A 26,006-nucleotide genomic window follows, 5' to 3' on the forward strand; every position below is an offset into this window, starting at 1 on the left:
CTCCTGCAGATGCCACCCGAACGGGGGGCGATCTGCCGAGGCCTAGACTCGCGGGAACTCTGTTCGGGGCTGTGGGGCGCCGCCCTGGTTCGTCCGAAGGTATTGGGGGCCGGTTGTGTGGGTTGTGCACGCGTTGTGCGACTCCGCGGACCGGTTGCTGGTGTGGGCGGAGGACTCGGAGCTGCCGAGCCGGCTTCCCGGCCGGGCACCTGCCGGGGTCCTGCCGCACCCGTTCACCGTCGCCAGGGACGACCTGCTCGACGCGCTTCCCGTCGACGGCGACCCGGTGGACGGCGTTGAGCTCGCGCTCCCGTCGTTCGCCTCCGCGCCGGTCTCCTCACCAGAGCTGGTGCGCGACCCGCTGACCGCAGGATCAGCACCGCGCGGAAAGCTGCGGCTGCGCCACTGGCAGGTGCGGGCCGTGTCGATCCGGCCCTCCGCCCTGCCCGAACTGCTGGCCGCGGAGCTGCCGGGGTGCCGGATCGGAACGGACGCGCGGTTCCTCGGCGAGCTCGCAGCCTTCTCCGAAGGCCTGGTCGCGGGCGGCCGGGTGCTTCCCTCGCTGATCTTCGAGGGCGAACGGCCCGCCGCGCGGTGGGTTCCCGCGCTCTCGGGCGCGGACTCGGCGAGGTTCGCAGCCCTGCGCGACGCCATGCCGCACGCGCTGCGCGCCGCGAGCGACGACACCCCGGAACAGGTGCTGGACACCGCGCTCAACGCGCTCGTCGACGACCTCGCCCGCAGCAGGCTGACCGGCGCCCTCACCGAGGGCAAGGGCTCCACCGCGTCGTGGCTCAACGCGCTCAGCGGCGACCCGCACATCAACGCCGACCGCTCACAGCTGCGCAAGCTGGCCGGACAGCTCGAGTCCTGGCGCGACGGGCTCATCGGCGACAGCCCGCTGCGGACCTGCTTCCGGCTCCACGCCCCGGAGGACGACGACTCGGACTGGATCGTGGAGTTCATGCTGCAGGCCGTCGACGACCCGGGCGTGCTCATCTCCGCCCAGGACGTGTGGGCCGACGACCCCCAGGTGCTGAGGCGCTGGGTCGACCAACCGCAGGAGCTGCTGCTCACCGAGCTCGGCCGGGCCAGCCGGATCTGCCCGGAGCTCGACGCCGCGCTGCGCTCCTCGCACCCGACCGAGCTGGTGCTCGACACCGAAGGCGCCTACGAGTTCCTCAGCCGGGCGGCCCACCTCGACCAGGCCGGATTCGCCGTCCTGCTGCCGTCCTGGTGGGGGCGCAGTCAGCGGCAACTCGGCCTGAAGCTCAACGCCTCCAGCACCGGGACCGCAGGCACGGTCACCAAGGAATCAGGCATCGACAAGAACGCGCTGATCGACTACCGCTGGGAACTCGCGCTGGGCAACGAGACCCTGACCCCGGATGAGCTCGCCGAGCTGGCCGCCGCGAAGGTCCCGCTGGTGCGGATGCGCGGCCGCTGGGTCCAGGTCGACCGCAAGCGGCTCGCCGCGGGTCTGGCGATGCTGGAGCAGGACGCGACCGGCCAGATGACCGCGCTCGACCTGCTCAAGCAGGCCGGCGGCGAGGACCAGGAGCAGCGCCCGCTGCCGGTGGTGGAGGTCAACGCCAGCGGGTGGCTCGGCGAGCTGATGTCCGGTCAGGCCGACCAGCTCCTCGAACCCGTCGACCCGCCTGCCGGTTTCGGCGCGACCTTGCGCCCCTACCAGCGGCGCGGGCTGGCGTGGCTGGTGTTCCTGAACCGGCTCGGGCTCGGCGCATGCCTGGCCGACGACATGGGGCTGGGCAAGACGGTGCAGCTCCTCGCGCTCGAAGCCCTGACCCGCGAGGAGGAGGCGCGCCCGCCGACGCTGCTGGTGTGCCCGATGTCGGTGGTCGGCAGCTGGCAGCGCGAAGCCGAGCGGTTCGCGCCCGGTCTGCGGGTGCACGTCCACCACGGCGGCGGCCGGCTCAGCGGCGAGGACCTGCGCGACGAGGTGGAGCGCTACGACCTGGTGATCACCACCTACCCGCTGGCCGCCCGCGATTCCGAGGCGCTGCGCGAGATCCGCTGGGAGCGGGTCGTCCTGGACGAGGCGCAGAACGTCAAGAACAGCAGGTCCCGCCAGGCCAGAGCGGTGCGCGTCTTGTCGGCCCGGCAACGGATCGCGCTGACCGGAACGCCCGTGGAGAACAGGCTGGCCGAGCTCTGGTCCATCATGGACTTCGCGAACCCGGGGATCCTCGGTTCGCTCAGCACTTTCCGCGCGCGCTACGCCGTGCCCGTCGAACGCGACGGAGACACCGACGCGGCGGCCCGGCTTCGCGCGGTCACGGGTCCGTTCGTGCTGCGGCGGATCAAGACCGACCCCGCGGTCATCAGCGATCTGCCGGACAAGATCGAGATGAAGCAGCTGTGCAACCTCACCTCCGAGCAGGCGACGCTGTACCAGGCGGTGGTGGACGACATGCTCGCGCGGATCGCCGACAGCGAGGGCATGGAGCGCCGGGGCCTGGTGCTGGCGACGATGTCCAAGCTCAAGCAGGTCTGCAACCACCCCGCCCAGCTGCTCGGCGACGGCTCGGCGCTGCCCGGCCGCTCCGGCAAGCTGGCGAGGCTGGAGGAACTGCTCGACTCCGTTGTCGCCGAAGGTGACAAGGCGCTGGTGTTCACCCAGTTCGCCGAGTTCGGCGGGCACCTGGTGCCGCACCTGTCGGCGCGCTTCGACACCGAGGTCCCCTTCCTGCACGGCGGAACGCCGAAGAAGGCCCGCGACGCCATGATCGAGCGCTTCCAGGACCCGGACGGCCCGAAGATCTTCGTGCTGTCGCTGAAGGCGGGCGGCACCGGGCTCACCCTGACCGCCGCGAACCACGTCATCCACCTCGACCGCTGGTGGAATCCGGCCGTCGAGGACCAGGCGACCGACCGGGCGTTCCGCATCGGGCAGCGCCGCGACGTGCAGGTGCGCAAGCTGACCTGCATCGGGACCCTGGAGGAGAAGATCGACAAGATGATCGAGGACAAGAAGGCGCTGGCGCAGCTCGTGGTGGGCAGCGGCGAGAACTGGCTGACCGAGCTCTCGACCCGTCAGCTGCGGGAGCTCGTCACGCTGGACGCGGAGGCGACCGGTGCCTGAGCAGTGGAAGTTCGACGCTCGCGGGCCGATCCGGCGCGACGACGGCATCCAGGCGCGCAGCAAGCGCGGCACGATCGCGCAGACCTGGTGGTCCCAGCGGTTCATCGAGGTGCTGGAGTCCTTCGGCATGGGCGGCCGGTTGCAGCGCGGCAAGAACTACGCGCGCTCCGGCCAGGTGTTCAACCTGACGTTGTCGACGAGCGTGGTGGTCGGGCTGGTGCAGGGTTCGCGGCCGGAGCCGTACCGGGCGCGGATCGGCATCAAGGCCTTCAGCTCGCAGCAGTGGGCGCACATCGAGCGGGAGCTGGCAGGTCAAGCGCTGTACGCGGCGAAGCTGCTGGCCGGGGAGATGCCTACCGGGCTGGAGCAGGTGTTCGCCGACCTCGGGCTGGAGCTGTTCCCGACGACGATGCGCGAGCTGACGATGGACTGCTCGTGCCCGGACTGGGAAATCCCGTGCAAGCACCTCGCCGCGACCTGCTACCTGCTGGCGGAGTCCTTCGACGAGGACCCGTTCCAGATCTTGGCGTGGCGCGGCCGCGGCAGGGAGGAGCTGCTCGACCGACTGCGCACCCTGCGCGGAACCCAGCAGGTCACCGCGGAGGTGGCCACCGACGAGGACCCGCTGGCGGATCACCTGCACGACTTCTGGACCAGCCCCGCACCCGCCGGAACCCCCGAGGTCCCGGCCGCCGACGCCCTCGTGCTGGACGAGCTGGAGCCGCTCCCGCTGACGGTGGGCGGCACGCCGGTCACCGACCTGCTGCGACCCGCCTACCGCGCGTTCACCGGCTGACACGTGGTTCGGGGAGGGGAGTACCCCCAGGTGGCTCCCCTCCCCGACTGTGGCACGGCTCCCACGCGCTCCATCCGTTAGACGCTTCCCACCCCGCGAGGTTGCCTGTTTCGATTTCCCGTTTTTGCCGCACCCGTCTCCCCCGGGGTCTGGCTTTCGGAGCACCGACGGGTTATGTCTTGTCCCGCACGAAGATCGGGAGGGCACATGCGCTGGGTGAAGTTCGGGATCGGGTTGGCCGTGGCCGCGATGGTGACGGCGGGGTGCTCCGCGCCGCCACCCGCAGCGCAACCGGCGCCTGACCGGCTGGACGAGGTGGCTCGGCGAGGTGAGCTGCGGGTGTGCAGCACCGGCGACTACCGGCCCTTCACCTACCGGGACCCCTCCGGCGCGTGGAGCGGCATAGACATCGACGTCGCGCACGACATGGCCCGCGAGCTCGGCGTGCGGGCCACCATCGTGCCCACCACATGGAAGACACTGCTGGACGACTTCGACTCGCGCTGCGACATCGCCGTCGGCGGCGTCTCGGTGACCTTGGAGCGGGCGAAGCGCGCGTTCTTCAGCACGTCGTTCGGGGTGGACGGCAAGACGCCGATCACCCGCTGCGAGAACGTCTCCCGGTTCCAGACGCTGGAGCAGATCGACCAGCCGGGCGTGCGCGCCGTGGTCAACCCGGGCGGGACGAACGAGAAGTTCGCCAGGTCGGCGCTCAAGCGCGCCACCATCGTCGGCCACCCCGACAACAACACCATCTTCCAGCAGGTCATCGACGGGAACGCGGACCTGATGATGACCGACTCCTCGGAAACCCGCTGGCAAGCCAGGCAGCACCCGGAGCTGTGCCCCGTGCACCCGGAGCAGCCGTTCACCTTCGCCGAGAAGGCGTACCTGCTGCCGAAGGGCGACGTGGTGTTCCAGCAGTGGGTGAACCACTACCTGACCATCGCGCGCAACGACGGCACGTACCAGCGCTTCGCAGCGCCCTGGCTCGGCTGAGCCGCTGTGATGTGAGTCAGCAGTCATCGCCTCGCCGGTGTCCTCGTGCGACGCTGGCGAGTACCACCATCCGCGACGACCCGGGGACCCGTTTCGGGCCTCGAGGGAAAAGGACGGTCAACGATGACTGCTGCCCACGACCAGGGCGAGACCCAGGCCCCGTACGGATCGGGGCCGACCCGGCGCAAGGTTCGCATCCACCACCTCCAGCAGCTCAAGGAGCGCGGGGAACCGTGGCCCATGCTCACCTCCTACGACATGTACAGCGCCCGCATCTTCGACGAGGCGGGCATCCCGGTCCTGCTGGTCGGTGACTCGGCGGCCAACAACGTCTACGGCTACGAGACCTCGCTCCCGGTGACCGTCGACGAGATGCTGCCGCTGACCCGCGCCGTGACCCGCTCCGTCGAACACGCGCTCGTGGTCGCCGACCTCCCGTTCGGCTCCTACCAGGCGTCCCCCCAGCAAGCCCTGGAAACCGCGACCCGGTTCATGAAGGAAGGCCGCGCGCACGCCGTGAAGCTGGAAGGCGGTCGCCGCTTCGCTCCCCAGATCGAAGCGCTGACCAGCGCGGGCGTTCCGGTGATGGCGCACATCGGCTTCACCCCGCAGCACGAGCACGGCCTCGGCGGCTACCGGGTGCAGGCCCGCGGCGACCAGGCCGACCAGCTGCTCGAGGACGCCCTGGCGGTGCAGGAGGCCGGCGCGTTCTCGGTGGTGCTGGAGATGGTCACCGCAGAAGCCGCCAAGCGCGTCACCAACGAGCTGCGCATCCCCACCGTCGGCATCGGCGCGGGCCCGGACTGCGACGCCCAAGTCCTGGTCTGGACCGACATGTCAGGCATGAACACCGGTCGCACGGCCAAGTTCGTCAAGAAGTACGCCGAGCTCGGCAACGTCCTCTCCGGCGCGGCCGAGCAGTTCGCCGCGGAGGTCAAGGGCCGCAACTTCCCCGGCCCGGAGCACTCCTTCCACTGAGACGACGCCTCGAGCCGGGGCGCGCCGCGCGCGTGCCCCGACTCCTGGCCGTCAGCGCGTTCGGTGTGCGAGGACGTCCGCGTGGCAGGGCTTCGGGGCGCACCAGCAGCCGAGCGCGCGGCCGTCGAGCTCGCCTTCTCGGATTCGTTTGAGCAGGTCGGGGCGATCGTCGAGCCACTGGTCGTAGTGCCGGACCATCGCTTCGCGGTCGGTCTTGGCCTCGGAGACGAACGGGCTGGCGAAGTCCGACTGGGGCCACCCGTGCCGAGGGCCCGAATGCCCCACGTAGGTCAGCAGGTCCTGGTCGAGCAGCCACGGGACCAGGTGCTTGTGCGGTCCGTCCTTGCGGACGTTGACCACCACGGCGTGCCCGTCCAGCAGCGCGTCCGCCCGCTCCCGCTCGTCATCGCTCCAGCAGCTGGCTTCCTCCGGCAGCACCCGAACCACCTCCGGACCCACCGTGCCACGTCAGGGCCGTTGTTTCAGGTGTGAGACTCGGCTTGCACCGCCGCGGGGTCTGACACGTCTTCCGGGGACATCAGTCTCGGATCCCGGAGCAAGAAGGCGTGTCAGGTTCCGCTACCCGCACCGCCGAGCGAAGAAACCACGGACTCCCTACACGTCCGTGATGCGGAGGCCTGCGTGGGCCTTGTAGCGGCGGTTGATGGCGATGAGGTTGGCGGTGAAGGCCTCGACCTGGTGAGCGTTGCGGAGGCGGCCGCCGTAGATGCCGCGGACGCCCGGGACGACGTCGGCCAGTTCGCGGACGGTGTCCGTGGCCTCGCGGTCGTCGCCCAGGACCAGGACGTCGAGGTCGACGTGGTCCACGGACAGGTCCGCGAGGGTGACCGCCGAGACGTGGTGGAAGGCGGCCGTGACCCGGGAGTCGGGCAGGATCTGCTCCGCCTGCTGGGCTGCGCTGCCCTCCTCGACGGGCAGCGCGTAGGGGCCCTTCTTGTCGAAGCCGAGCGGGTTCACGCAGTCGATGACGATCTTGCCCGCCAGCTCGGTCTGCAAGGCCTTGAGCGTGTCCGCGTGGCCCTCCCACGGCAGCGCCGCGAGCACCAGGTCGGAGGCCGCCGCGCAGCCCGCGTTGTCGGCGCCGGTGACGTCGCCGCCCGCGATCTCCTTGATCTCATCGGCGGCCTGCTGCGCGCGCTCCGCGTTGCGGGACCCGATCACGACCTTCAGACCCGCCTTGGCCCAGCGGATCGCCAGTCCCCGGCCCTGAGCCCCGGTACCGCCCAGCACCCCGACGGTCATCTCCCGCACACCAGTCACCTTCACGGCCCCTCTCGTCGCCATCGACAGTCACGATCCACAATCGACCCACTGGCCACGAGAATGCCACGAGGTGTGCGTCAGGCCACTTCGAACTCGACGTCGCGGCGCTCCGGATCGGCGGTCACCAAGCGCACCCGGACCTGCTGCCCCTCGCCGAGGCCGCTACCGGTGCAGCGAGCGATGATCGGCGGATCGGCGACGAAGACCTCGCCCGCCACGCCGTTGGGCACCCGCAGCACGGTCGCCGGGAACTCCTCCCCCACCCGCGAGGCCAGGGACCACGCCTGCGTCTGAGCGATGCAGGCCCGCTCGACCTGCGTGGCCGACCGGTCCGACACGCCCATCGCGGACGGGAGCTCGCCCAACGCCTCGGTGACCCACTCCGGGATCTCGCGCCCGGCGGTCACCGCCAGGCAGATCTCGGCGCAGTACCGGTCGACCAGGCGGCGGATCGGGGCGGTCACGTGCGCGTACGAGGCTCCGATGCCGGCGTGCCCCGACTTGGCGGGCGCTCCGGTCGCGAACGCCGTGTAGCCGGCACCGCGCAGCAGCCTGGTCGCGGCCACGTGCACGGCCAGCGCCTCCGGGCGGGCCGGGTCGAGCTCCGCGAGCGCCTCGGCGGGAGGCACACCGACCGGCCAGTGCACGCCGAGCTGGTTGGCCGAGCGCCGCAGCACGTCCACGGTGGCCACGTCCGGCTCCGGAACCGTGCGCAGCACGCCGACCCCGGCCTCCAGCATGATCTCTGCCGCGCACATGCCCGTGAGCAGCGAGATCTCGGCGTTCCACTCCTCCACGACCAGTCGCGGCCTCAAGGCCAGCCGCCAGCCGCCCTCGCCGTCGGACTCCACCTGCTGCTCGGGCAGCCCCAGCTCGATCGCGCCGCGCCGCAGCGCCTGCTCGCGCCGCAGCCTGCCGACCTCCGGCAGCAGCTCGATCGACGGGTGCGCGCAGCCCTGCGCGAGGGAGCGGTGCACGCCCTCGTAGTCGAGGCGAGCGACCGAGCGCACCAGCGCTCGCCGCACGTCCACCCGCTCCGGCGAGCCGTCGGAGTCCAGGTCGATGGTCCACAGCACCGCAGCGCGCACCTGATCCGGCAGCAGGCTCGCGGCGTCCTCGCAGAGCCTCGTGGGGTGGAGCGGGATGTTGCCGTCCGGCAGGTAGAGGGTCTGACCTCGGCGGCGAGCCTCCTTGTCGAGGTCACCGCCCGGCGGGATGAACGCGGCCACGTCGGCGATGGCGTAGTGGACCCGGTAGCCGCTGCCACGACGCCGCAGCAGCACCGCCTGGTCGAGGTCCTTGGCGCCCGGCGGGTCGACCGTCACCAGCGGGAGATCGATCGCGTCGTGGCGGACGCCGGTCGGCAACGGCTGGGCCACGGTCTGCTCGACCTCGGCGAGCGCGCCGGTCGGGTAATCGCGCGGCAGATTCAGCTCGCGGCGGACCGCGGCGAAGTCCAGGCCGAATTGATGCGCGGCAACGGGAGGAACAGCGTGGACACCGTCCGGGAACCTCTCCGCCGCCGTCACGAGAACTCAGTCCTCGTCTTTCCAGCTGCGGTCGGCCTCATCGGCCGCCTCGGTGCGCTCCTCGGCTATCTCGAGCGCACGGGCCGCGGTCTCCTGATCCGGGTACGGGCCCAAGCGATCGGCGGCACGACAGCCCGACTTGGGCTCGACCTGCCGATGCTTCAAACAGAAGTACCAACCTCCGCGGGCCATGCTTCGAGCCTCGCACGCAAAGGCCCACCTGTCACGCCTGGCGCGCTGGAACGACCGAGATGTCCGAACGCCGTTCGGCTGAGGTTCACCAGGCCGGGGGCGGCGGTGGCGCGGCGGGCGGCTGGGTGCCGCGCGGCGGGATCGGGTCCAGGCAGGACACCAGCACCTGGTGGTTCTCCGGGTCCTCGATCCGGCGGCCGTCACGCATCCGGTACTCCAGCTCGCCGTCGTCGCCGACCTCGACGGTGCACCCGACCTCGGCCAGCTGGTCGTCGTCGAGGTTGGCAAGCCGTTCGTAGCGGGACGGGACGACCCGGTAGACCGGCCACTGCACGTGCCCGAACGCCTGGTGGAACTCCGCGAGCAGGTTGCGCATCTGGTGCTGCCACGGCAGCGGCATCGCCTCGGCGAGCGAACGCGGTAACACCGCGTAACCCGAGGAACCTCCGGGCGGTGACTGGTTCAGGTAGTCACCGAGTGGCGTGCTCGACGCGGGCGGACCGGTCGGCCGCGGAATCGGGTCCGGCGTGAACATGAGCAACCCCTTCGGGAGTTTCAGCAGGCCGACGCCATTCTTACCTAACGCACGCCCCCGGCGGCGGGTACCGCGCCGGGCGGTGCGGGCGTGTCCGCTGCCGGCCGCACGACCATCGGCAGCAGCTGCCCGCCGTCCCACAGCTTCGTGACCTCGACTGATTCACCCGGTTGCGGAGCGTGCAGCAGCTGATCGTCACCCAAATAGAGGCCGACGTGGTGAATTCCGTGCGGATCTCGGCCGTATCCCCAGAACACGAGATCACCCGGTTGGGCCTGTGCCAGAGGCACGTGGACGCCGCCCTGGAAGTACTGGGTCTGCGAGTACTTGGGGATCTCGATCCCCGCGGCCTTCCACGCCTGCTGGGTCAGACCCGAGCAGTCGAACGAGGACGGCCCCGCCGCGCCCCACACGTAGGGCTTGCCCAGCTGCGCCTTCGCGAACGACAGCGCCTGGCCGCCCAGCACGCTGGAACCGGGGAGGTCGTCGCAGGCGGTGACACCGGGAACGTTGCCCTCGACGCTGACCAGGTGCGCGGCCATCGGCTCCCAGCGGTGGTAGCGCAGCGGGAACGCGGAGCGCTCGACGCGCTGCGCGGCGGTGCCGGGCCGCAGCTCCTCCCAGCCGGGGACGGCCTGCAGCACGTCGTAGAACTTGTTGATCTGGTAGTCGACGTCGGTGACCTGGGTGATCGATCCCCAGCCCATCGAGGGCCGCATCTGGAAGATCCCCAGCGAGTCGCGGTCGCCGTGCGTCAGGTTGGCGAGGTTCGACTCGGTCTTGCCCGCCTGGATGGCGATCTGCCAAGCGCGCGGCGGCATCCCGCGCTGCTTCCCGATGTCGATGATGCGCTTGGCCACCGCGACCGACTCGGGTTTGAGGGAGCCCGCGTCGCTCTCGCCTCGCCCGGCCCCGTCACCCCACGGTCCGAGGTTGGCACTGCAGTTGGACCAGCCCTGGTTGCCGCTGCTGCTGCTGATCAGCATGGTCAGCGCACCGAGACCGATCATTCCTGCGAAACCCGCGAGCACGATGAAAGCGACCACGAGCTTGCGCATGCGTCAACCTTCCTTGTCGTACTGGGCCACCCGCCATCCGGCCGGGGTCTTGTTCACGGTCACGTTGAGCACCCCGATGTCGGTGGGCAGCCGGACGACCATCGTGCCCGCGGTGGAGGTCACCGCGGCCGGTGCTCCGGTGATCACGTTGCCCGCGTTCACCGGGTCGACGGTGGAGAGCTCGGTGAGGAACTCGTCGGTGGTCAGCGGCCGCAGCCCGCTCACCCACTGCTGCCGGTCGGCGCCGACCGGGTGGTTCACCCAGGCCTCGCCCCACTTCTCGACGATCGCGACGCCCGCCGGGTCCGGAGCCGTCGGGGTGGGACCCGCCTGCGGCACGGAGATCGTCGGTGGTCGCTTGGTCGTCGGCACGACCGCGGAGTGCTGCGACGGCTGCTCGCGCTCGGTGGTGCGGCCACCAGCGGCCACGTTGCGGCTCGGCGGTGGTTCGGGCAGCACGAGTCCGATGACGGTCGCCACCGCGCCCACCACGACCAGAGCGGCCGCCAGGTGCTTGGGCGAGCGCAGCGGCCAGCCCCAGAACCTGCGGTACACCGCGGCTCTCCCGCGGTGCGTCCGGATCGGCATCAGCTCCCCCTCTTCCGGTCAGCCATCGGCCACTTCCAGCCCTCGGGAGGGCCGGTAGATCACGTGCACGGGACGTCCCTGCACGACCTCGCGCTCGGCGAGGCGCGGTGACTCGGTGCCGGCCGGTTGGTCCTGCACCCGCTCCACCGTCGAGCGCGACGGGATCAACACCGGATCTTCGTCGTTCCCATCCCATTTGGCATCCGCCACCGGGTTGGTATCGACCACCCGGCTGGGCGTGCGCATCTCCGCGGCACCGGACATCCCGCCGGGCCGGCGCGGCGAACCACCGCTCGCGGGCAGCGCACCGGCCGCCGCACCGCCCGGGATGGACGTCTGCTGCGGCGCGGGCCCGTCCTCGCGGTCGAGCCGCTGGGCGACGGCGGGCAGCAGCGCTTCCGGACGCCGCCTGCGCGGCCCGTCGCCGCCGGCGTACTCCTCGTCGGAGTCGCCGTCGCGGACCTGCTCCCAGAACTGCCCGCCCGACGGGTTGTCACCGCGCCTGCCGAAGCGGGCGAAGATCCCGCCCTGCGCGGGTGCGGCACGGCCGACCGTGCCCACGGACAGCTCGACCATCTGCGCGATCCGCCGGATCGGCCTGGCGATCATCAGGAACACGATGGTGATCAGCGCGGCCAGCAGGATCTGGGTGAGCGCGGAGAAGCCCCGGGTCGGGTCGAAGATCCAGGTCAGGAGCAGCGTGTGCAGGCCGGCCAGGGCCGAGACCATCACGACGTTGAGCACCGCGGCACCGGCCACCCGGCCGATCATCCGCAGGATCTGGTGGTAGACCAGCGCGACGAGGCCGATCAGCGGACCGGCCAGGATCAGCACCCGCAGCAGGACCTGCGCGAGCAGGATGGTCGCCTTGGCCAGCAGCTGGAACGAGGCGTAGGCCAGCGATTGCACGCTGCCCAGCACGCCCGCGCCGACGCGGCTGCCGTCGACTCCCTGGAAGTAGCCGTAGGCGCTGCCCATCTTGCCCGCGACGTCCTCGAACGCCTGCTTCTTGGGCTCCGGCGATCCACCGTCGGCCCCGGCGTTGACCTCCTGCTTGGTCCACGCCTGAGCGCGCAGCAGTTCGCGGCCGAGCTGCTGGGCCTGCGGGGAGTCCGGCGACCCGAACTCGCCGCGCAGCCAGTTGCGGTAGATGACCTGGTCGTGCAGCAGCGTCGGCAGCGCGTTGGCCTCGTCCACGCCGACCTCGTGCAGGAAACCGGCCTGCACCGCCGAGGTGCCGGTGATCACGATCTCGTCCAGCGCGTGGGTGTAGACCAGCGGCGTCAGGTAGGTCGCCGAGGCGAACCACAGCGCCGCGAGCGCCCACATGCCGCGCTTGCCGATGCTGGCCAGGTCGCCCTGCCAGATGTAGCGGAACAGCACCACCGCCAGCACCAGGGCGACCAGGCCGAACCAGGGCGCGAAGACGCTGTCGTAGAGGGCGACCGTGCCGGTGGCGATCACCTCGTCCAGCGGGTCCATCAGGTCGCCGTTGAGCAGCGCGTAGTGCAGCCCGTTGGTGGCGCCCACCAGGTTCTTGGCGAGGTTGAACAGCTCGTTGCCGACCCAGGTGTCGGCGAGGGCGTCCGGGCTGGTCACTCCCTGCGGACCGCAGCCGAGGTCGTAGGTGTGCCAGATCAGACCGGCGTACCCGACCTCGTCGTAGGCGCTGCCCGGGTTGCCCGCGCCCATCGGCGCCGGGTCCAGTGCGCCGACCATGCCGGAGCCGGGGCGTTCCGGGTTCGGTGCTTCCTTGCAGTCGAAGTCCTGGCCCCATGCGGGACCCGCCATCATCGACTGCATCGCCAGCATGCCCGCGATCAGCAGGTAGACCTTACGGCGACGCGGGTTCAACACCTCCGCCGAACGCGTCCGACGGTTGATCACCAGCACGCCGACCAGCGCTGCGAGCGCAGCGGCGATCACCACGATGCCCAAGACCGCGCCGCTCACCTCGCGTCGTCCCCACCCCGCTCGCCCGGCCGCCGGGTCGAGCTCTCGGTGCCGTCATCGGAACCGATGCCGACGCTTTCGAGTTCGAGCTCGTCGAACGCTTCGAAGTCGTCCCCGTAGTCGTCCTCCGCCGGGTTCAGCGCGGACGTGCTCGAGTCGGAGTTGACGCCGTCGCCGTCGGGACCGGCCTGCAGCTCCCGCGGTTCCGCGTCGGGCTCGGACGCCGGGGTGGTGTCCAGCGCGTCGCGCAGGTGCTCCAGGTGCGGGCCGGAGTAGTCGATGCGGATCTTCTCCACCCCGCCCGCGCCGTCGCCGAAGATGAACTGGCGCGGCGAGCGGTCGCGCTGGGTGGCGTTGCGGGCCGGGCCGGGGCGTCGGCCCAGCGCCGAGACGACCTGCTCGTAGCCGGCGTCGACCGGCACCTTGAGCAGCCGCAGCGCGTCGGCCTGGGCCTGGTCGTCGTCGAGGCGGCCGATGAACACCGAGTCCAGCAGCGACACGAAGCCCTGGATGCGCAGGAAGTCCGCCGGGAGCTGGCTGGAGAGCAGCACTCGGACGTTCCACTTCCGCGAGTCACGAGCGAAGCGGTTCATCAGCACTCGACCGGTCGGCACCTCGGAGAGGAAGAACGCCTCGTCGATCCAGACGCCCTTGCGCTCGCCCTTGGGCCGCTCGTAGATCGACCGCTGGGTCAGCCAGGCCGCCAGGTTGAGCATCTCCACGCCGAGCGCCTCGGCGTCGGTCCAGTGCTCGCGGCCGACACCGTCCTTGGGCAGCGTCAGCCCGGCCATGGTCAGCACCGTGAGCCGGTCGTCGCGGGTCTCGGAGTAGGGGTCGGCGTCGTTCTCCGGGATGAGCAGCGCCATGCGCTCCCGGATCTCGTCGAGGAAGTCGGCGACGACCACCGCGTGCTCGTGGTGCTCGCTGGCGTCGCGGCGCAGCGCCTCGAAGACCATGCCCGGGTGCGCGTCGACCCGGCCGCCGACGGCGCGGACCGCGCGCAGCAGCACGATCCGGGTCTGCGGCAGCTTCGCCACCTCGTAGGGCAGCAGCCCGGTGAGCACGTCGAGCACGAGTCGGCGCCGCGTCGCGGCGGCCAGCGCGCGTTCGCGCCGCCAGCCGCGCTCCGGGTCCTCCTCGTCGACGAAGTGCTCCAGCTCCGGCTCGGCGACCACCCGGTACGGGTTGAGGATGCCGGGCTGGGCGTTGAGCAGGTTGATGTTGCGGGCGTAGGGCTTGATCTCCGGCAGGTTGCACAGCTCGGCGAGCGGCCCCGACGGGTCCAGCAGCGTCCAGTGGGCGCCGGCGCGCAAAGTCTTGTAGACCATGCCGCCGCCGAGGAAGCTCTTCCCGCCGCCCAGTCCCGCGACCATGGCGGTCAGACCGGAGGCGTCGCGGACCTCCTGGGCCATCCACGGGTCCCAGGCGACGGGACGCCGGGTGGCCGTGCAGGTCTCGCCGAGCAGGATGCCGCGCCGGTCACCGACCTCCGCCGTCGCCTGCGGCACCGCGGAAGCCGCCCACACCACCGAGCCTCGCCGGAGGTACGCGGAGTTGGCCAGCGGCTCGCCGGGGATGAACTCGCGCGCCATCGCGTACTGCGCCTCGGGGTGCTCGATGGCGACCTTCGGCTTGTACAGGTCGAGGATCTGCTGGGCCAGCCGCAGCGCGTCGCGCTCGGTGGGGCCGGACACCGACATCCGCCACCAGGACTTGACCCGGGTGGCCAGGGCGGTGAAGCCGGAGGTCATCTCGTCGTCGATCTCCAGCACCCGGCCCGCCTGGCGGGCCAGCGAGGTCGGCGGCTCCAGGCCGTGCTCCTCGGTGTAGTGCCGGACCTGGGAGCGGACCTTGTTCATCTGCCGCTGGAGTTCACCGCCGACGTCCTCGGGACGCCGCACGTAGATCCGCGCCGACCACTCCACGGGCGCGGGCAGCCGGTCGGAGTGCTGCATCCAGGGATCGTCGATCTCGGGGATCTGCAGGCCGTGCGTCTGGCCGACCGTGAGCACCGCGACGTGCCGGGTGACCCCGGCGTTGGAACCGGTCCGGCCGCGCACGGTGACCGTCGGCGCGTACGGGTCCTGGTGCATGTCGGAGGCGTCGGTGAACGACGCGAGGTCCTCGGGCTCCCACGGCGCGCCGGGAACCGCAGGCAGGTTGCGCGGTGCGGGCAGGCCCAGGGAGCAGGACCGGTGCATCAGCCAGGAGACCTCCTCGGCGGTGACCGGACGGCCGTCCAGCCCCGCGGAGCCGATCACCTGGTCCAGGTGCTCGATCTCGCTGTCGAGCGCTATGAGCTCGGCATCGACGGCTTCCGGGAAGACCTTGTGCAGCAGGGGCGCCGCGCGTTCCACCGCTCGGTCCACGACGTTGCGGGTCTGCACCTGGACACCCAGGTAGACCTCCTTCTCCGCCATGGAGCGGCCCATCAGCTGCTGCTGCTCGCCGACCATGTAGTCGTCGAAGGACAGCGCGCCCTCGGCGTCGGGCAGCGGGTTGCGCGCGTTGTGCACGTGCGCCTCGGCCCACATCCGGATGGGGTAGGGCCGATTGGTGACCCGCAGGTGCATCCAGCGCCCCTGCAGTTCCGAGTACTGGCCCGCGATGGCGGCGACGAGGTCCTGGCGCTGCGAATCGGAGCGGAAGGACCAGCGCTGCGGCGAGAGCCGGTACCAGGCGAAGACGTCCTGGCCCGTTCGCAGCAGGTGCCCGTCGATGGTGCGTGCGGCGATCGACGGGGTGTAGGTCGGGATGGACTGCTCGTCTCCCAGACCCCGCGCGCGTTTGCGCTGCTTGCCGCTGCCCTTGTTGGCACCGCGGATCTTGCCGCTGGAGCCGCGGGGAACCTGCTGCGGCTGCTGCTCACCGCCTCGACGGCGACCGAACACCGCGAACCTCCTTGCTACGCGTGCGCCTGCTTCCGACCTGCTGCGTGGACCGGGTGGAGCGCGGCTGTTGCTGCGCCTGCCGGGTGTGCTGCTTCCTGCCCTGCGACTGCTGCTGGGTCTGCCGCTGCCGAGGTTGCCCCCGGCGGGGGCGCTTGTTCTTGGGAACGGGACGACGTCGTCGGACCCGCACTCGGGCGGCGCTGGCCGCGCCGCCCTCCGCCTGGGACTTCTCCCCGGGAGCGGTCAGCTCTCGCACCCACATGGTCAGGACCGCGCCGAGCGGGCGCTCGTGCCCGATCTTCGCGGTGATCAACCGCGTCAGGGCGATGGTGATCACCAGCGCCCACGCCGTCGAGAAGAAGCCGAATCCGATGTTCATCCGGCGTTCGACCGCGAGGACCAGCAGGAACACCAACGTGCCGACGCCCCACGCGACGTAGCGCGCGCGGAAGGGGAAGGTCGCCTTCGGCGGGCCGAGCCAGACGGCGTCTACCCGGTAAACCTCGTCATCGGTGCGTATCCGCACTGGACATCACCCGCTGGTGCTGAAGAGCTGTGCGATGAAGGTGCCGATGTCGATGCCCGCGTTGGTGACCGCGATACCGACGATCGCCAGCGCGACGAGCACGCCGCCGACGCGGCGCATCACGCCCGCGTTGTCGCCCTTGCCGCCACCTAGCCACAGCAGCAGGATCGCAACGGTCAGCAGCAGCAGCGGCAGCACGTTGTCCAGGATCCAACCGCGGATGCCATCGGTGCCCAGTTGGGACTGCTGGGCGAGTACGTCCAGGTGCGCCAGTGTTTCCAGCGGCATGGCGGTCATCTCTTTACCCCTGAGTGCGCGGAGTGTCTGCGGGCCGGTGCCTCAGCGCGTCGCGGTGATCCGCAACGCGCCGATACGAGTAGAACATGACATGGTCACCAGAAGTAGTGGTTGCGAGCTCGGGTGTGGCGGGTTACAGCGGGACGACACATCGGCCATCACGCAGCGAATAGGCCATTCGAGCAAGCGATCACCAGCTGGCCATCGCGGAAATGCCGCATAGTGGGCCGGATTTGAGCCTGATTCTCGTGGCTGTTCACCCGCTTGCGAGCTCCTTCGTAACGCACCGTGATCGTTCCGGCGGTCCAGTGGATTTCCGCACATCGCACCAGGAAGCACCCGACTGGATCACTCGACGTGATCACCGAACCCGAAAGGGACGGGTGATCTTGGCGCGCACGAATCAGGGTAACGGCACCCACACGAAGAGTTCCCCCCAGGGCACCACTTTTCACCCGGAGACCGTTCAGCCGAAAGTGCCTAGCCCAAAAGGGCCAACGGACGGGTGAGGGCGGCATCCCTCCCGATCAACGTCGGGCGAGCGTCGAAGTCGCTTTCACCAAGGCAACTCGCACCGTCGAGCGGTCGGCGGTGCACCCGCGCCGCCGGGGCCGAGAACCTGCTTGACCGCGAGGAGCACGATGACCCCATGAACGACGATCCCGTGCTCCTCCGCGCATCCACCCCGGACGACCAGCCGGACCTGTTGCGCATCTGGCGCCGCGCGGTGGAAGCGACGCACGACTTCCTGACCCGCGCCGACGTCGACGAGATCGAAGCCGAAGTCCGGAAGCACGCCCTCCCGGGCCTGACCATCACCGTTGCCCAGTGGCCCGAGGGGGCACCCGTCGGCTGGGTCGGGGTGGACGGCACCCGGGTGGAGGCGCTCTTCGTCGATCCGGCCGCGCACCGTCAGGGCGTGGGTACCGCACTGCTCACCTCGGTGACCGGCCCCATGTCCGAGGTCGCGCTGGACGTCAACGAGCAGAACCCGTCCGCCCGCCGCTTCTACGAACGCCACGGCTTCGTCCAGATCGGCCGCTCCGAACACGACGCCCAGGGACGCCCCTACCCGCTCCTCCACATGCGAAGGCCCTGACGCCGAACAAGCCAACGCCAGGCAACCGGCGAAGCCGGTTCCGCAGCACCGAATCACCCAACCAAACCCAGGCCAGGCAAGCACCGAAGGTGCTTCCTCAGTGCCCCACCCAAGCAACCCGCACCGCCGCGGGTTCTCAGACGCCTTCTGGGGAGGACAGCCGACGTGTCGTGTATTGGCATACATAAGCCTCGGATCCCGGAGCCAGAAGGCGTCTGAGGTTCCGCATCTGGCACCGCCAAGCAGAGGGACCACTGAGTAGTTGCAGTGAACCCGACCCAACACGAACAGCAACGCACGCAGGAAGACGACCCGAGAAGGCCCGAGAACAGAGAAGTAAGGCGGAAGAGCCGGCCTGTAAGCCGGATTCTGTTCCCGGCGGCTTCGCAGCCGTCCGTTCGGCAACCATCTATCTAGGCCCGCCGTTGCCGGTGAGCTCGTGCGGCCTACCCGCGAACTCGGGCGAGCAGCCCTCGATCGTCCGCGCGGGCGCCGGATGGCGCCCATCTTGGCCTTGCTCCGGGTGGGGTTTACCGAGCCACCTCGGTCACCCGAGGTGCTGGTGGTCTCTTACACCACCGTTTCACCCTTACCCGGCGCGTGCGCCGGGCGGTCTGCTTTCTGTGGCACTTTCCCGCGGGTCGCCCCGGGTTGCCGTTGGCAACCACCCTGCTCTGTGGAGTCCGGACTTTCCTCGACGGGTCGTGGCCCGCCGCGATCGCCCAACCGACTCTTCCGCAGCGGAGATTTTACCGCTGTGCCCGCTGCGGCTCCCGGCCAGGGCCGCTGGATCAGGCCCAGTGGGAGATGTCGTTGACCAGCCTGACCGAGGCGTTGCCGTCCGGGTAGAACTCCACGATGGACAGCGATGCCAGGTCCAGATGCAGCCGGTAGAAGATCTCCGCACCCACGCCGAGGCCCGTGCGCAGCAGGGACTTGATCGGCGTGACGTGGCTGACGACGATGATCGTCTTGCCGGCGTAGCGCTCGACGAGGTCGTCGCGGGCGGCGGTGACCCGCTGGTGCACTGCTTCGAGGCTCTCGCCGTCCGGTGGCTCGACAGTGGGGTCGCCGATCCAGCGGCGGTGCAGGTCCGGGTACTCGTCGGCGGCTTCGAGGAAGGTGAGGCCTTCCCACGCCCCGAAGTCGGTCTCGATGAGGCCGTCGTGGAGCTCCAGCTCGCTCCCGGTGGCGTCGGCGACGGCCTGCGCGCTCTGCCGGGTCCGGGCGAGCGGAGAGGAGATGATCGGGGCCGGGCCGTCGGGCGTGACGACGCCGTCCATGGCTGCGAGGCGCTTGCCTGCGGCGCGCACCTGCCGCTCCCCCAGCTCGGTCAGCTCGACGTCGCCGCGACCGGAATAGCGCTTGTCGACCGACATGGGGGTCTGGCCGTGCCGCAGCAGCAGCATCTTGGTCGGGGCTCCGCGGAGGTTCTGCCAGCCGGACGGCCGGGTCCGCGCCGAAGCGCTCTCGGACTCGGTGACCTGGCCGGTTTCCTCCGTCTTGCCGTCCATCGCGTCGTTGGCGAGCTTGTCGGCGGCGGAGTTCTCGGCGCGCGGGATCCACTCGTAGTCGACGCGCTCGAAGTCGCCGGCGAGCTGCCGCGCCTCGGCGTTGAGCGGCTGGAGGTTGGCGTGCTTGACCTTCCAGCGGCCGGCCATTTGCTCGACGACCAGCTTGGAGTCCATCCGCACCGAGACCTCGGACGCGCCGAGCTCCCGTGCCGCGCGCAGCCCGGCGATCAGGCCCTGGTACTCGGCGACGTTGTTTGTGGTCTCGCCGAGCCCGATGGCGCGTTCGGCGAGGACCGCGCGGGAGTCGGCGTCGAACACGACCGCGCCGCAGCCGGCGGGGCCGGGGTTCCCGCGCGATCCGCCGTCGGCCTCGACGATGACGCGTGCGCTCACTTGGTCTCCCGGACCATGATCGCGCCGCACTCCTCGCAGCGGACCACGTCGTCGGGGGCTGCCTCGCGGACCTCGTTGAGGGCGTGCCGGTCGAGTTCGATGCGGCAGGCGCCGCAGCGCGCGCCCTGGAGCAGGCCGACGCCCACCCCGCGCTGACCGCGGACGCGTTCGTAGAGGGCCACGAGGTCGTCCGGGAGGGCCTTGATGATGAGGTCGCGCTCGGTCTGACGGCGGGTCTCGGCGACTTCGAGCTCGCCGAGCGCTTCGTCGCGGCGGGACTGGATCTCGGCGAGCTGCTGCTCGGCTTCGGTGACGGCCTCGCGCGACTTGGTCACGTTGGTCTCCAGCGCTTCGCGCTGCTCCATGACGTCGAGCTGCTCGTCTTCGAGGACGGCTTGCCTGCGCGCGAGGGTCTGCAGCTCATGCTCGAGCTCTTCCTGCTGCTTGGCGGGGCCGCCCGAGGCCATCAGCTCGCGGTCGCGAGCCTCGCGCTTGCGGACGTTGTCGACCTCGGTCTCCAGCCGCTTGACCTCGCGGTCGAGGTCGCTGAAGGAGGTCTGGGCGACCACCAGCTCGTCGCGCTTGGTCTGGACGTCGCGCTCGGCCTCACCGATCTGCTCGAGTTCTGGCAACGTGCGCCGGCGGTGCACGACGCGGTTGAGCTCCGCGTCGGCGTCCGCGAGATCGAGCAGCCGTCGTTGAACGGCGGGGTCGGCTTTCACGCGTGCGCCCTCCCTGGGTCTGGTGTCGCACCGGCGTGCACGGTCCACGGGTCGGTGCGTCGGGTGGAAACGAGGACTTCGACTGTATCCGGCAGCGCGGCGGACACGAGGTCCGCGGCCTGCTGGCACCAGGGCCATTCGCTGGCCCAGTGCGCCACGTCGACGAGCGCAGGCACCGAGGCGCCGGGCACGTCGGCCTGGGCGAGGTGTTCGCCCGCGGGGTGGTGTCGCAGGTCGGCGGTGACGTAGGCGTCGACGCCGGCCTCGGCCGCTGCGGTCAGGAAGGAGTCGCCCGCGCCGCCGCAGACGGCGACGGTGCGGATCTCGCGGTCCGGGTCGCCGGCTCCGCGCACTCCCCACGTGGTGGTGGGCAGGCCGTCGGCCACGCGGCGGACGAACTCGCGGAACGACTCGGCCTGCGCCAGCTCTCCGATGCGACCCAGCCCGGTGTCGGCGCCGGGCGCAGTGGGCATCAGCGGCCGGGTTCGGGACAGGCCGAGCGCACCGGCGAGCGCGTCGGACACGCCGGGGCTGGCCTTGTCGGCGTTGGTGTGCGCGCAGTACAGGCCGATGCCGGAGCGGATGAGCCGGTGCACCACGCGCCCCTTGTGGTCGTCGGCGGGGACGCCGTGCACCCCGCGCAGCAGCAGCGGGTGGTGGGAGATCACGAGCTGGGCACCGAAGTCGACGGCTTCGTCCACAGTGGCTTCCAGCGGGTCGACGCAGAACAGCACGCGCTGCACCACCGACTCCGGGTCGCCGCAGACGAGACCGACGGCGTCCCAGTCCTCAGCGAGTCCGGTGGGGTAAGCCTGCTCCAGCGCGCCGATCACGTCCCGAATCCGCACAGTGTCACCCACGTTCCACAACGTCTCGAAAAGCCTTGACCAACAACGAGTTCTGCTCAGGCTCGCGCACCGCGACCCGGATGTGGTCCGCGTCGAGACCCGGGAAGGTGTCGCCCCGGCGCACCGCGACGCCGCGCTCCCGCAACGACTCCCGCACCTGCTGACCGTCCGGCACCCGCAGCAGCAGGAACGGCGCCTCGGGCGTGCGCGCCACATCGATTCCCGGTACACCGGCGAGTTCGGCGAGCAGATCCTCGCGGTGCTCGGTGAACTCGGTTGCGGCGCGCTGCGATTCGGCGATCGCGCGCGGCTCGCAGCAGGCCCGCACCGCGGTGAGCACCAGGGAGTTGACCGGCCAGTGCGGACGGTTGCGGCCGAGTTCGGCGAGCAGTTCCGGGGATCCCAGCGCGTAGCCGGCTCGCAGCCCGGGCAGACCCCACATCTTGGTGAGGCTGCGCAGCACCAGGAGACCCGGCTCGGCGAGGTGCGCGAGGGATTCGCGTTCGCCGGGCACGGTGTCGATGAAGGCCTCGTCGACCACCACGACCCGGCCCGGGCGCAGCAGCGCGCGGATCTCCTCGGCCGGGTGCAGCACGGAGGTCGGGTTGGTGGGGTTGCCCAGCACGACCATGTCCGCCTCGTCGGGGACCTGATCGGCGTGCAGCCGGTAGCCGTCCGCAGGATCGAGCACGACGCGTTCGACCTGGACACCGGCGTTGCGCAGGGCCAGTTCCGGCTCGGTGAAGGAAGGGTGGATCAGCGCGGCGAGCCTGGGTCGCAGAGCGGGCAGCAGGGCGAACCCCTCGGCCGCTCCGGCCAGCACCATGACCTCGTCCGGATCGCGATCGTGCCTGGTCGCGACGGCACTGCGGGCGCCGAGGTCCGCGTCCGCCGACGGGTAGGAGCCGAGATCGTCGAGCGCATCGACGAGCCGGGCGCGCAGCCACTCGGGCGGCCGGTCCAGCCGCACGTTGACGGCGAAGTCGGCGAGTCCTCGCACGGCGTCCACGTCGCCGTGGTGGCGCAGCAGCTCCCGATCGTCCCCGCTCATCAGGGGAAGTTTAAACGTCCACGTCGGAGCGTTCCCGAGCACGGGGCGAACGCGGCCGTACCCTCGAGGCGTGCATGTGTCTTTTATCTGTACGGGCAACATCTGCCGTTCGCCGATGGCGGCGCTGATCTTCGCCGAGGAGCTGCGCCGCGCGGGCCTGGACTCGCAGGTGGAGGTCTCCAGCGCGGGCACCGGGCCGTGGCACGTCGGCGAACCGGCCGATCCGCGCACCGAGAAGGTGCTGGCCGCCCACGACTACCCCACCGACCACGTCGCCGCGCAGATCGACGATCGGCACCTGGGAGCCGATCTGCTGGTCGCGATGGACGAGGGGCACCTCCGCGCGGTGCGCAGGCTGGCCGGTGATCCGGACCGGGTGCGGCTGCTGCGGTCCTTCGACCCGGACGCCGACGGCACCGAGGTTCCCGATCCGTACTACGGCGGGCGGAACGGGTTCGACGACGTGCTGGCGATGGTCGAGGCCGCGATGCCGGGCCTGATGGCGTGGGTGCGGGAGCGGGTGTGATCGCCGACGAGGTGTCCCGGCTCACCGGGCGGGCCGTCGCGGAGACGCGGAGGCTCTCCGGCGGGGACACCGCGGCTGCCTTCGCCGTGCGCCTCGACGACGGCGGCGAGCTGTTCGCCAAGTCCACCTCACCGTCGATGCCCGGCGCGGCCGCCGCCGAGGCCGCCTCGCTGCGGTGGCTGGCCGAGCCGGGCGTGGTGGCGGTGCCCGAGGTGTTCGGCGACGGCGACCACTGCCTGGTCACCGAGCACGTGCCGGAGGGAGCACCGACTGCGGAGACGGCGGCGGAGCTGGGCCGGGGGCTCGCGCGGCTGCACTACGCGGGGGCTCCGGCCTTCGGCAGCCCGCCTCCCGGTGGCCCCGCCGACGCGTGGATCGGGCTGGCCCCGATGCGCAACGAGCCGGAGGACGACTGGCCGACCTTCTACGCGCGCCACCGCGTCCAGCCCTACGTCCGCCGGGCCGTCGACGAGGGCACGCTGAGCTCGGAGTCGGGGAAGATCCTCGACCGGGTCTGCGAGGACGTCGCCGAGCTGGCGGGCCCGGCCGAACCGCCGTCCCGGCTGCACGGAGACCTGTGGAGCGGGAACGTGCTGTGGGGCCGCGACCGGGCGTGGCTGATCGATCCGGCCGCGCACGGCGGTCACCGCGAGACCGATCTCGCCATGCTGCACCTGTTCGGATGCCCGCAGCTGGACCGCGTGATCGCCGGCTACGAGGAGGTCCACCCGCTGGCGGACGGGTGGCGATCCCGGATCCCGCTCCACCAGCTGTTCCCGCTGCTGGTGCACGCGGTGCTGTTCGGCTCCGGTTTCGGCTCGCAGGCCGTGCAGGCCGCTCGCCGCGCGCTGGCCGGGTGATCTTCCCGACCTGGTCACACTGAGACGGGGTCTCAGCCGCCTCCTCCGCCACGCGGCCTACCGTGGGGGTGTGCGTCTCAAGTTTTTGCTGCGGCCCGGGTGGCTGGGTGCGATCGCGCTGGTCGTGGTGTTCGCCGCGTTGTGCTTCACCACGCTCGCGCCGTGGCAGTTCGGGCGCAGCGAGGAGACCGAGATCCGCAACGACGCGATCGCGAAGTCCTTCCACGCCTCGCCGGAGCCGCTGAACGAGGTGATGCCCGCCGGGCACGCACCGGACGTGAACACCGAGTGGTCGCAGGTGCTGCTGACCGGCCACTACCTTCCCTCGGCGGAGACGCTGGCCTGGCAGCGCACCGTGCTCGGCGAGCCCGCGTTCGAAGTCCTCACGCCGTTCCGCCTCGACGACGGGACGACGGTGCTGGTCGACCGCGGATTCGTGCGCCCGGTCAACGGCACGCAGGCCCCCGACTACGCCGCCGCGCCCTCGGGCCCGGTGACGATCACCGCGCGGATCCGGGCCGATGAGACCGACAGCAAGCAGCGTCCGCTGTTCGACCACGACGGGCACCGCTGGACCTACGCGGTCAACGCCGGGACCGTCTCCAGCGGCACCGGCGTCGCGCTGCGCCCCGGCTACTTCGCGCTGGCCGAAGAGCAGCCGGGCGTGCTGGGCGCGCTACCGCTGCCGCGGCTGGAGTCGGGACCGTACTTCTCCTACGCGCTGCAGTGGATCGCCTTCGGCATCATGGCGATCATCACGATCGGCTACCTCATCTACACCGAGCTCCGGCCGGACGCCGCACCGGCGTGGCGCCGCCCCGAATCCGAGGAGCCCGACGAGGCCGCGGCCCCGGGCTCGAACGGCAGCGATTCGCGCTACGCGCGCTCCGGGACGACACCCCGCAAGCGCCGCCGCAAGCTCTCGGTGGCCGAAGCCATCGCCGAGGAAGAACGCCGCGAAGCCGAAACCCTCGACAAGAACCCCTCCGACACCTGAACCGCCCAGAGCCCGAGTCGGGACCCCGGCTCACCAGGTCCCAGTTTTAGTCATAACTGAGCCGACATTTCGGACATGATCATGGTTCGGTTTGGACTAAAACTGGGATCCGGTGCGGCGGGTGTCGTTGTCTTCAGGTGTGGGACTCAGCCCGCACCGCCGCGGGTTCTCACACGTCGTCTGGCGAGTACGCCGCGACGCCGTGTATTGGCATACAAAAGGAGTGGCGCACGGAATCCAGGCGGCGTGTGAGGTTCCGCTACCCGCACCGCCAAGCAAAGTGATTCTGCAATGACCCCTAAAACTGGGAACTGCCGAGGTCAGCGGCGGCGGAGGACGGCTGCCGTCGCTGCGAGGACGCCCGTCACCGTGCCGATGAGGCGGGAGAGCTCGACGCTGCGGGTGACGTCTCCGGCGTCGGCCGTGCGGCCTTCGCCCATGATCGGCCGCTGCTCGGTGACGTGGCCGTAGATGGTCCGCCCGCCGAGGCGGATCTCCAACGCTCCGGCGAAGGCCGCCTCGATCTGACCGGCGTTGGGGCTCGGGTGCGCGGTGGCGTCGCGCCGCCAGGTGCGCCAGGCGCCGCCGCCGGAGCCGCCGACGACGGGAGCGCACACCGCGGTCAACGCGGCGGCGAAGCGGGACGGCACCAGGTTCATCAGGTCGTCCAGGCGGGCCGACGCCCACCCGAACTCGCGGTAGCGGGGCGAGCGGTGCCCGACCATCGCGTCGAGCGTGTTGGCGGCGCGGTAGGCCACCAGCCCGGGGATCCCGGCGACCGCGCCCCACACCAGCGGGGCGACGACGGCGTCGGAGGTGTTCTCGGCGATCGACTCGACGGTGGCGCGGGCCAGCCCCTGCCCGTCGAGGACCGCGGCGTCCCGACCGCAGAGGTTGCCGAGCCGCTCGCGGGCGGCGTCGATCTCGCCGGCCTCCAGCAGCCGCGCCATCGCGGTGCCCTCGTCGGCCAGCGACGTTCCTCCCAGCACGGCCCAGGTGACCACGCCGGTCGCGGCCGCCTCCAGCACCGGGCTGCAGCGGACGGTGCGCTGCACGAGGGCGCCGAGCACGGCGGTACCGCCGACGAGCACGCCGACGTGCAGGACTCCGGCGGAGCGGTCGTCCCGGTAGAGCGTTTTCTCCACGGTCTGGGCGGCGCGTCCGAACCGGGCGACCGGATGCCCGCGCCGCGGATCGCCCAACGCCGCGTCCGCCGCCACGCCGAGCAGGAGCCCGACCGCTCTTCCCGCGCTCACCGGCACCTCCA

24 protein-coding genes and 1 other RNA gene are annotated in these 26,006 nt (G+C 71.0%); 8 read left to right on the plus strand and 17 right to left on the minus strand.

Annotated features, from left to right (window positions below; translation table 11 throughout):
• The first annotated feature begins 115 nt into the window (after positions 1 to 115).
• The 4 genes from FHU35_RS21285 to panB all read left to right on the plus strand — a co-directional run bounded on the left by FHU35_RS21285 (position 116) and on the right by panB (position 5,876).
• The gene (locus FHU35_RS21285) at positions 116 to 3,103 is read left to right on the plus strand and encodes a DEAD/DEAH box helicase (protein WP_145742446.1); all 2,988 of its coding nucleotides are present in this window, start codon (positions 116 to 118) and stop codon (positions 3,101 to 3,103) included.
• Positions 3,096 to 3,899, plus strand: a complete 804-nt coding sequence (locus tag FHU35_RS21290) for an SWIM zinc finger family protein (RefSeq protein WP_145742448.1) — start codon at positions 3,096 to 3,098, stop codon at positions 3,897 to 3,899. Before FHU35_RS21285 ends, FHU35_RS21290 begins: the two co-directional genes overlap by 8 nt.
• 207 nt (positions 3,900 to 4,106) lie before the next feature.
• Positions 4,107 to 4,898 (plus strand): transporter substrate-binding domain-containing protein, encoded by a 792-nt coding sequence (locus FHU35_RS21295; RefSeq protein ID WP_145742451.1) that lies wholly within the window; start codon positions 4,107 to 4,109, stop codon positions 4,896 to 4,898.
• Positions 4,899 to 5,021: 123 nt separating this feature from the next.
• Positions 5,022 to 5,876, plus strand: a complete 855-nt coding sequence (panB, locus tag FHU35_RS21300) for a 3-methyl-2-oxobutanoate hydroxymethyltransferase (protein WP_145742453.1) — start codon at positions 5,022 to 5,024, stop codon at positions 5,874 to 5,876.
• 51 nt (positions 5,877 to 5,927) lie between these two features.
• Here the strand turns inward: panB and FHU35_RS21305 are convergent, their stop codons facing one another.
• From FHU35_RS21305 to FHU35_RS21355, 11 genes are all read right to left on the minus strand, one after another.
• Positions 5,928 to 6,314, minus strand: coding sequence for a DUF4326 domain-containing protein (locus FHU35_RS21305; RefSeq protein WP_246110462.1), 387 nt, complete (start codon positions 6,312 to 6,314; stop codon positions 5,928 to 5,930).
• Between the two features lie 177 nt (positions 6,315 to 6,491).
• A complete protein-coding gene (npdG, locus tag FHU35_RS21310) occupies positions 6,492 to 7,157 on the minus strand; it encodes an NADPH-dependent F420 reductase (RefSeq protein ID WP_222429462.1) in 666 nt (221 codons plus the stop codon).
• An 80-nt stretch (positions 7,158 to 7,237) separates the two neighbouring features.
• Entirely contained in the window at positions 7,238 to 8,689 is a 1,452-nt protein-coding gene (locus FHU35_RS21315) for an RNB domain-containing ribonuclease (protein WP_145742457.1), read from the minus strand.
• A gap of 6 nt (positions 8,690 to 8,695) precedes the next feature.
• Positions 8,696 to 8,854 carry a hypothetical protein gene (locus FHU35_RS21320; RefSeq protein ID WP_425474163.1) on the minus strand — a complete coding sequence of 53 codons (159 nt, stop codon included), beginning with the start codon at positions 8,852 to 8,854 and terminating at the stop codon, positions 8,696 to 8,698.
• Between the two features lie 112 nt (positions 8,855 to 8,966).
• A complete protein-coding gene (locus FHU35_RS21325; protein WP_246110463.1) occupies positions 8,967 to 9,308 on the minus strand; it encodes a hypothetical protein in 342 nt (113 codons plus the stop codon).
• A gap of 152 nt (positions 9,309 to 9,460) precedes the next feature.
• Positions 9,461 to 10,474, minus strand: coding sequence for a C40 family peptidase (locus tag FHU35_RS21330; RefSeq protein ID WP_145742463.1), 1,014 nt, complete (start codon positions 10,472 to 10,474; stop codon positions 9,461 to 9,463).
• Positions 10,475 to 10,477: 3 nt separating this feature from the next.
• Positions 10,478 to 11,062, minus strand: a complete 585-nt coding sequence (locus tag FHU35_RS21335; protein ID WP_145742465.1) for a hypothetical protein — start codon at positions 11,060 to 11,062, stop codon at positions 10,478 to 10,480.
• An 18-nt stretch (positions 11,063 to 11,080) separates the two neighbouring features.
• On the minus strand, positions 11,081 to 13,015 hold the full coding sequence (locus FHU35_RS21340; RefSeq protein ID WP_246110464.1) for a hypothetical protein: 1,935 nt from the start codon (positions 13,013 to 13,015) through the stop codon (positions 11,081 to 11,083).
• Complete coding sequence (locus FHU35_RS21345; protein ID WP_186459531.1) at positions 13,012 to 15,906, minus strand: ATP-binding protein; 2,895 nt, start codon at positions 15,904 to 15,906, stop codon at positions 13,012 to 13,014. Before FHU35_RS21345 ends, FHU35_RS21340 begins: the two co-directional genes overlap by 4 nt.
• Entirely contained in the window at positions 15,881 to 16,432 is a 552-nt protein-coding gene (locus tag FHU35_RS21350; RefSeq protein ID WP_145742467.1) for a hypothetical protein, read from the minus strand. The genes FHU35_RS21345 and FHU35_RS21350 overlap by 26 nt, the downstream gene beginning before the upstream one ends.
• A gap of 6 nt (positions 16,433 to 16,438) precedes the next feature.
• Positions 16,439 to 16,729, minus strand: coding sequence for a hypothetical protein (locus FHU35_RS21355; protein WP_145742470.1), 291 nt, complete (start codon positions 16,727 to 16,729; stop codon positions 16,439 to 16,441).
• A gap of 649 nt (positions 16,730 to 17,378) precedes the next feature.
• On the opposite strand from FHU35_RS21355, the gene FHU35_RS21360 reads away from it, so the two are divergent.
• A complete protein-coding gene (locus FHU35_RS21360) occupies positions 17,379 to 17,828 on the plus strand; it encodes an acetyltransferase (protein WP_145742472.1) in 450 nt (149 codons plus the stop codon).
• A 342-nt stretch (positions 17,829 to 18,170) separates the two neighbouring features.
• On the opposite strand, the gene rnpB is transcribed toward FHU35_RS21360, so the two are convergent.
• The 5 genes from rnpB to cobC all read right to left on the minus strand — a co-directional run bounded on the left by rnpB (position 18,171) and on the right by cobC (position 22,359).
• Positions 18,171 to 18,562, minus strand: an RNA gene (gene rnpB, locus FHU35_RS21365) — RNase P RNA component class A.
• A 57-nt stretch (positions 18,563 to 18,619) separates the two neighbouring features.
• A complete protein-coding gene (locus tag FHU35_RS21370; RefSeq protein WP_145742474.1) occupies positions 18,620 to 19,735 on the minus strand; it encodes a bifunctional RNase H/acid phosphatase in 1,116 nt (371 codons plus the stop codon).
• Positions 19,732 to 20,457: a zinc ribbon domain-containing protein gene (locus FHU35_RS21375; protein WP_145742476.1), complete on the minus strand. Its 726-nt coding sequence runs from the start codon at positions 20,455 to 20,457 to the stop codon at positions 19,732 to 19,734. The genes FHU35_RS21370 and FHU35_RS21375 overlap by 4 nt, the downstream gene beginning before the upstream one ends.
• On the minus strand, positions 20,454 to 21,317 hold the full coding sequence (locus tag FHU35_RS21380; protein ID WP_246110465.1) for a Nif3-like dinuclear metal center hexameric protein: 864 nt from the start codon (positions 21,315 to 21,317) through the stop codon (positions 20,454 to 20,456). Before FHU35_RS21380 ends, FHU35_RS21375 begins: the two co-directional genes overlap by 4 nt.
• Entirely contained in the window at positions 21,310 to 22,359 is a 1,050-nt protein-coding gene (gene cobC, locus FHU35_RS21385) for an Rv2231c family histidinol phosphate aminotransferase CobC (protein ID WP_145742706.1), read from the minus strand. Before cobC ends, FHU35_RS21380 begins: the two co-directional genes overlap by 8 nt.
• A 67-nt stretch (positions 22,360 to 22,426) precedes the next feature.
• On the opposite strand from cobC, the gene FHU35_RS21390 reads away from it, so the two are divergent.
• The 3 genes from FHU35_RS21390 to FHU35_RS21400 all read left to right on the plus strand — a co-directional run bounded on the left by FHU35_RS21390 (position 22,427) and on the right by FHU35_RS21400 (position 24,739).
• A complete protein-coding gene (locus FHU35_RS21390) occupies positions 22,427 to 22,882 on the plus strand; it encodes a low molecular weight protein-tyrosine-phosphatase (protein ID WP_145742478.1) in 456 nt (151 codons plus the stop codon).
• Complete coding sequence (locus FHU35_RS21395) at positions 22,882 to 23,742, plus strand: fructosamine kinase family protein (protein ID WP_222429464.1); 861 nt, start codon at positions 22,882 to 22,884, stop codon at positions 23,740 to 23,742. Before FHU35_RS21390 ends, FHU35_RS21395 begins: the two co-directional genes overlap by 1 nt.
• Positions 23,743 to 23,812: 70 nt before the next feature.
• A complete protein-coding gene (locus FHU35_RS21400) occupies positions 23,813 to 24,739 on the plus strand; it encodes an SURF1 family cytochrome oxidase biogenesis protein (protein WP_145742484.1) in 927 nt (308 codons plus the stop codon).
• Positions 24,740 to 25,059: 320 nt separating this feature from the next.
• Here the strand turns inward: FHU35_RS21400 and FHU35_RS21405 are convergent, their stop codons facing one another.
• Complete coding sequence (locus FHU35_RS21405) at positions 25,060 to 25,995, minus strand: cobalamin biosynthesis protein (RefSeq protein WP_145742486.1); 936 nt, start codon at positions 25,993 to 25,995, stop codon at positions 25,060 to 25,062.
• Positions 25,996 to 26,006: the final 11 nt, after the last annotated feature.

It is taken from the genome of Saccharopolyspora dendranthemae (assembly GCF_007829955.1).
GTDB classification, from domain to species: Bacteria; Actinomycetota; Actinomycetes; order Mycobacteriales; family Pseudonocardiaceae; genus Saccharopolyspora; species Saccharopolyspora dendranthemae.

What these genes read in the sequence shown, in the direction of transcription:
- FHU35_RS21330 (WP_145742463.1), bottom strand. Translation starts at nt 10,474, where the DNA reads ATGCGCAAGCTCGTGGTCGCTTTCATCGTGCTCGCGGGTTTCGCAGGA.
- panB (WP_145742453.1), top strand. Translation starts at nt 5,022, where the DNA reads ATGACTGCTGCCCACGACCAGGGCGAGACCCAGGCCCCGTACGGATCG.
- FHU35_RS21360 (WP_145742472.1), top strand. Translation starts at nt 17,379, where the DNA reads ATGAACGACGATCCCGTGCTCCTCCGCGCATCCACCCCGGACGACCAG.
- FHU35_RS21355 (WP_145742470.1), bottom strand. Translation starts at nt 16,729, where the DNA reads ATGACCGCCATGCCGCTGGAAACACTGGCGCACCTGGACGTACTCGCC.
- FHU35_RS21335 (WP_145742465.1), bottom strand. Translation starts at nt 11,062, where the DNA reads ATGCCGATCCGGACGCACCGCGGGAGAGCCGCGGTGTACCGCAGGTTC.
- FHU35_RS21295 (WP_145742451.1), top strand. Translation starts at nt 4,107, where the DNA reads ATGCGCTGGGTGAAGTTCGGGATCGGGTTGGCCGTGGCCGCGATGGTG.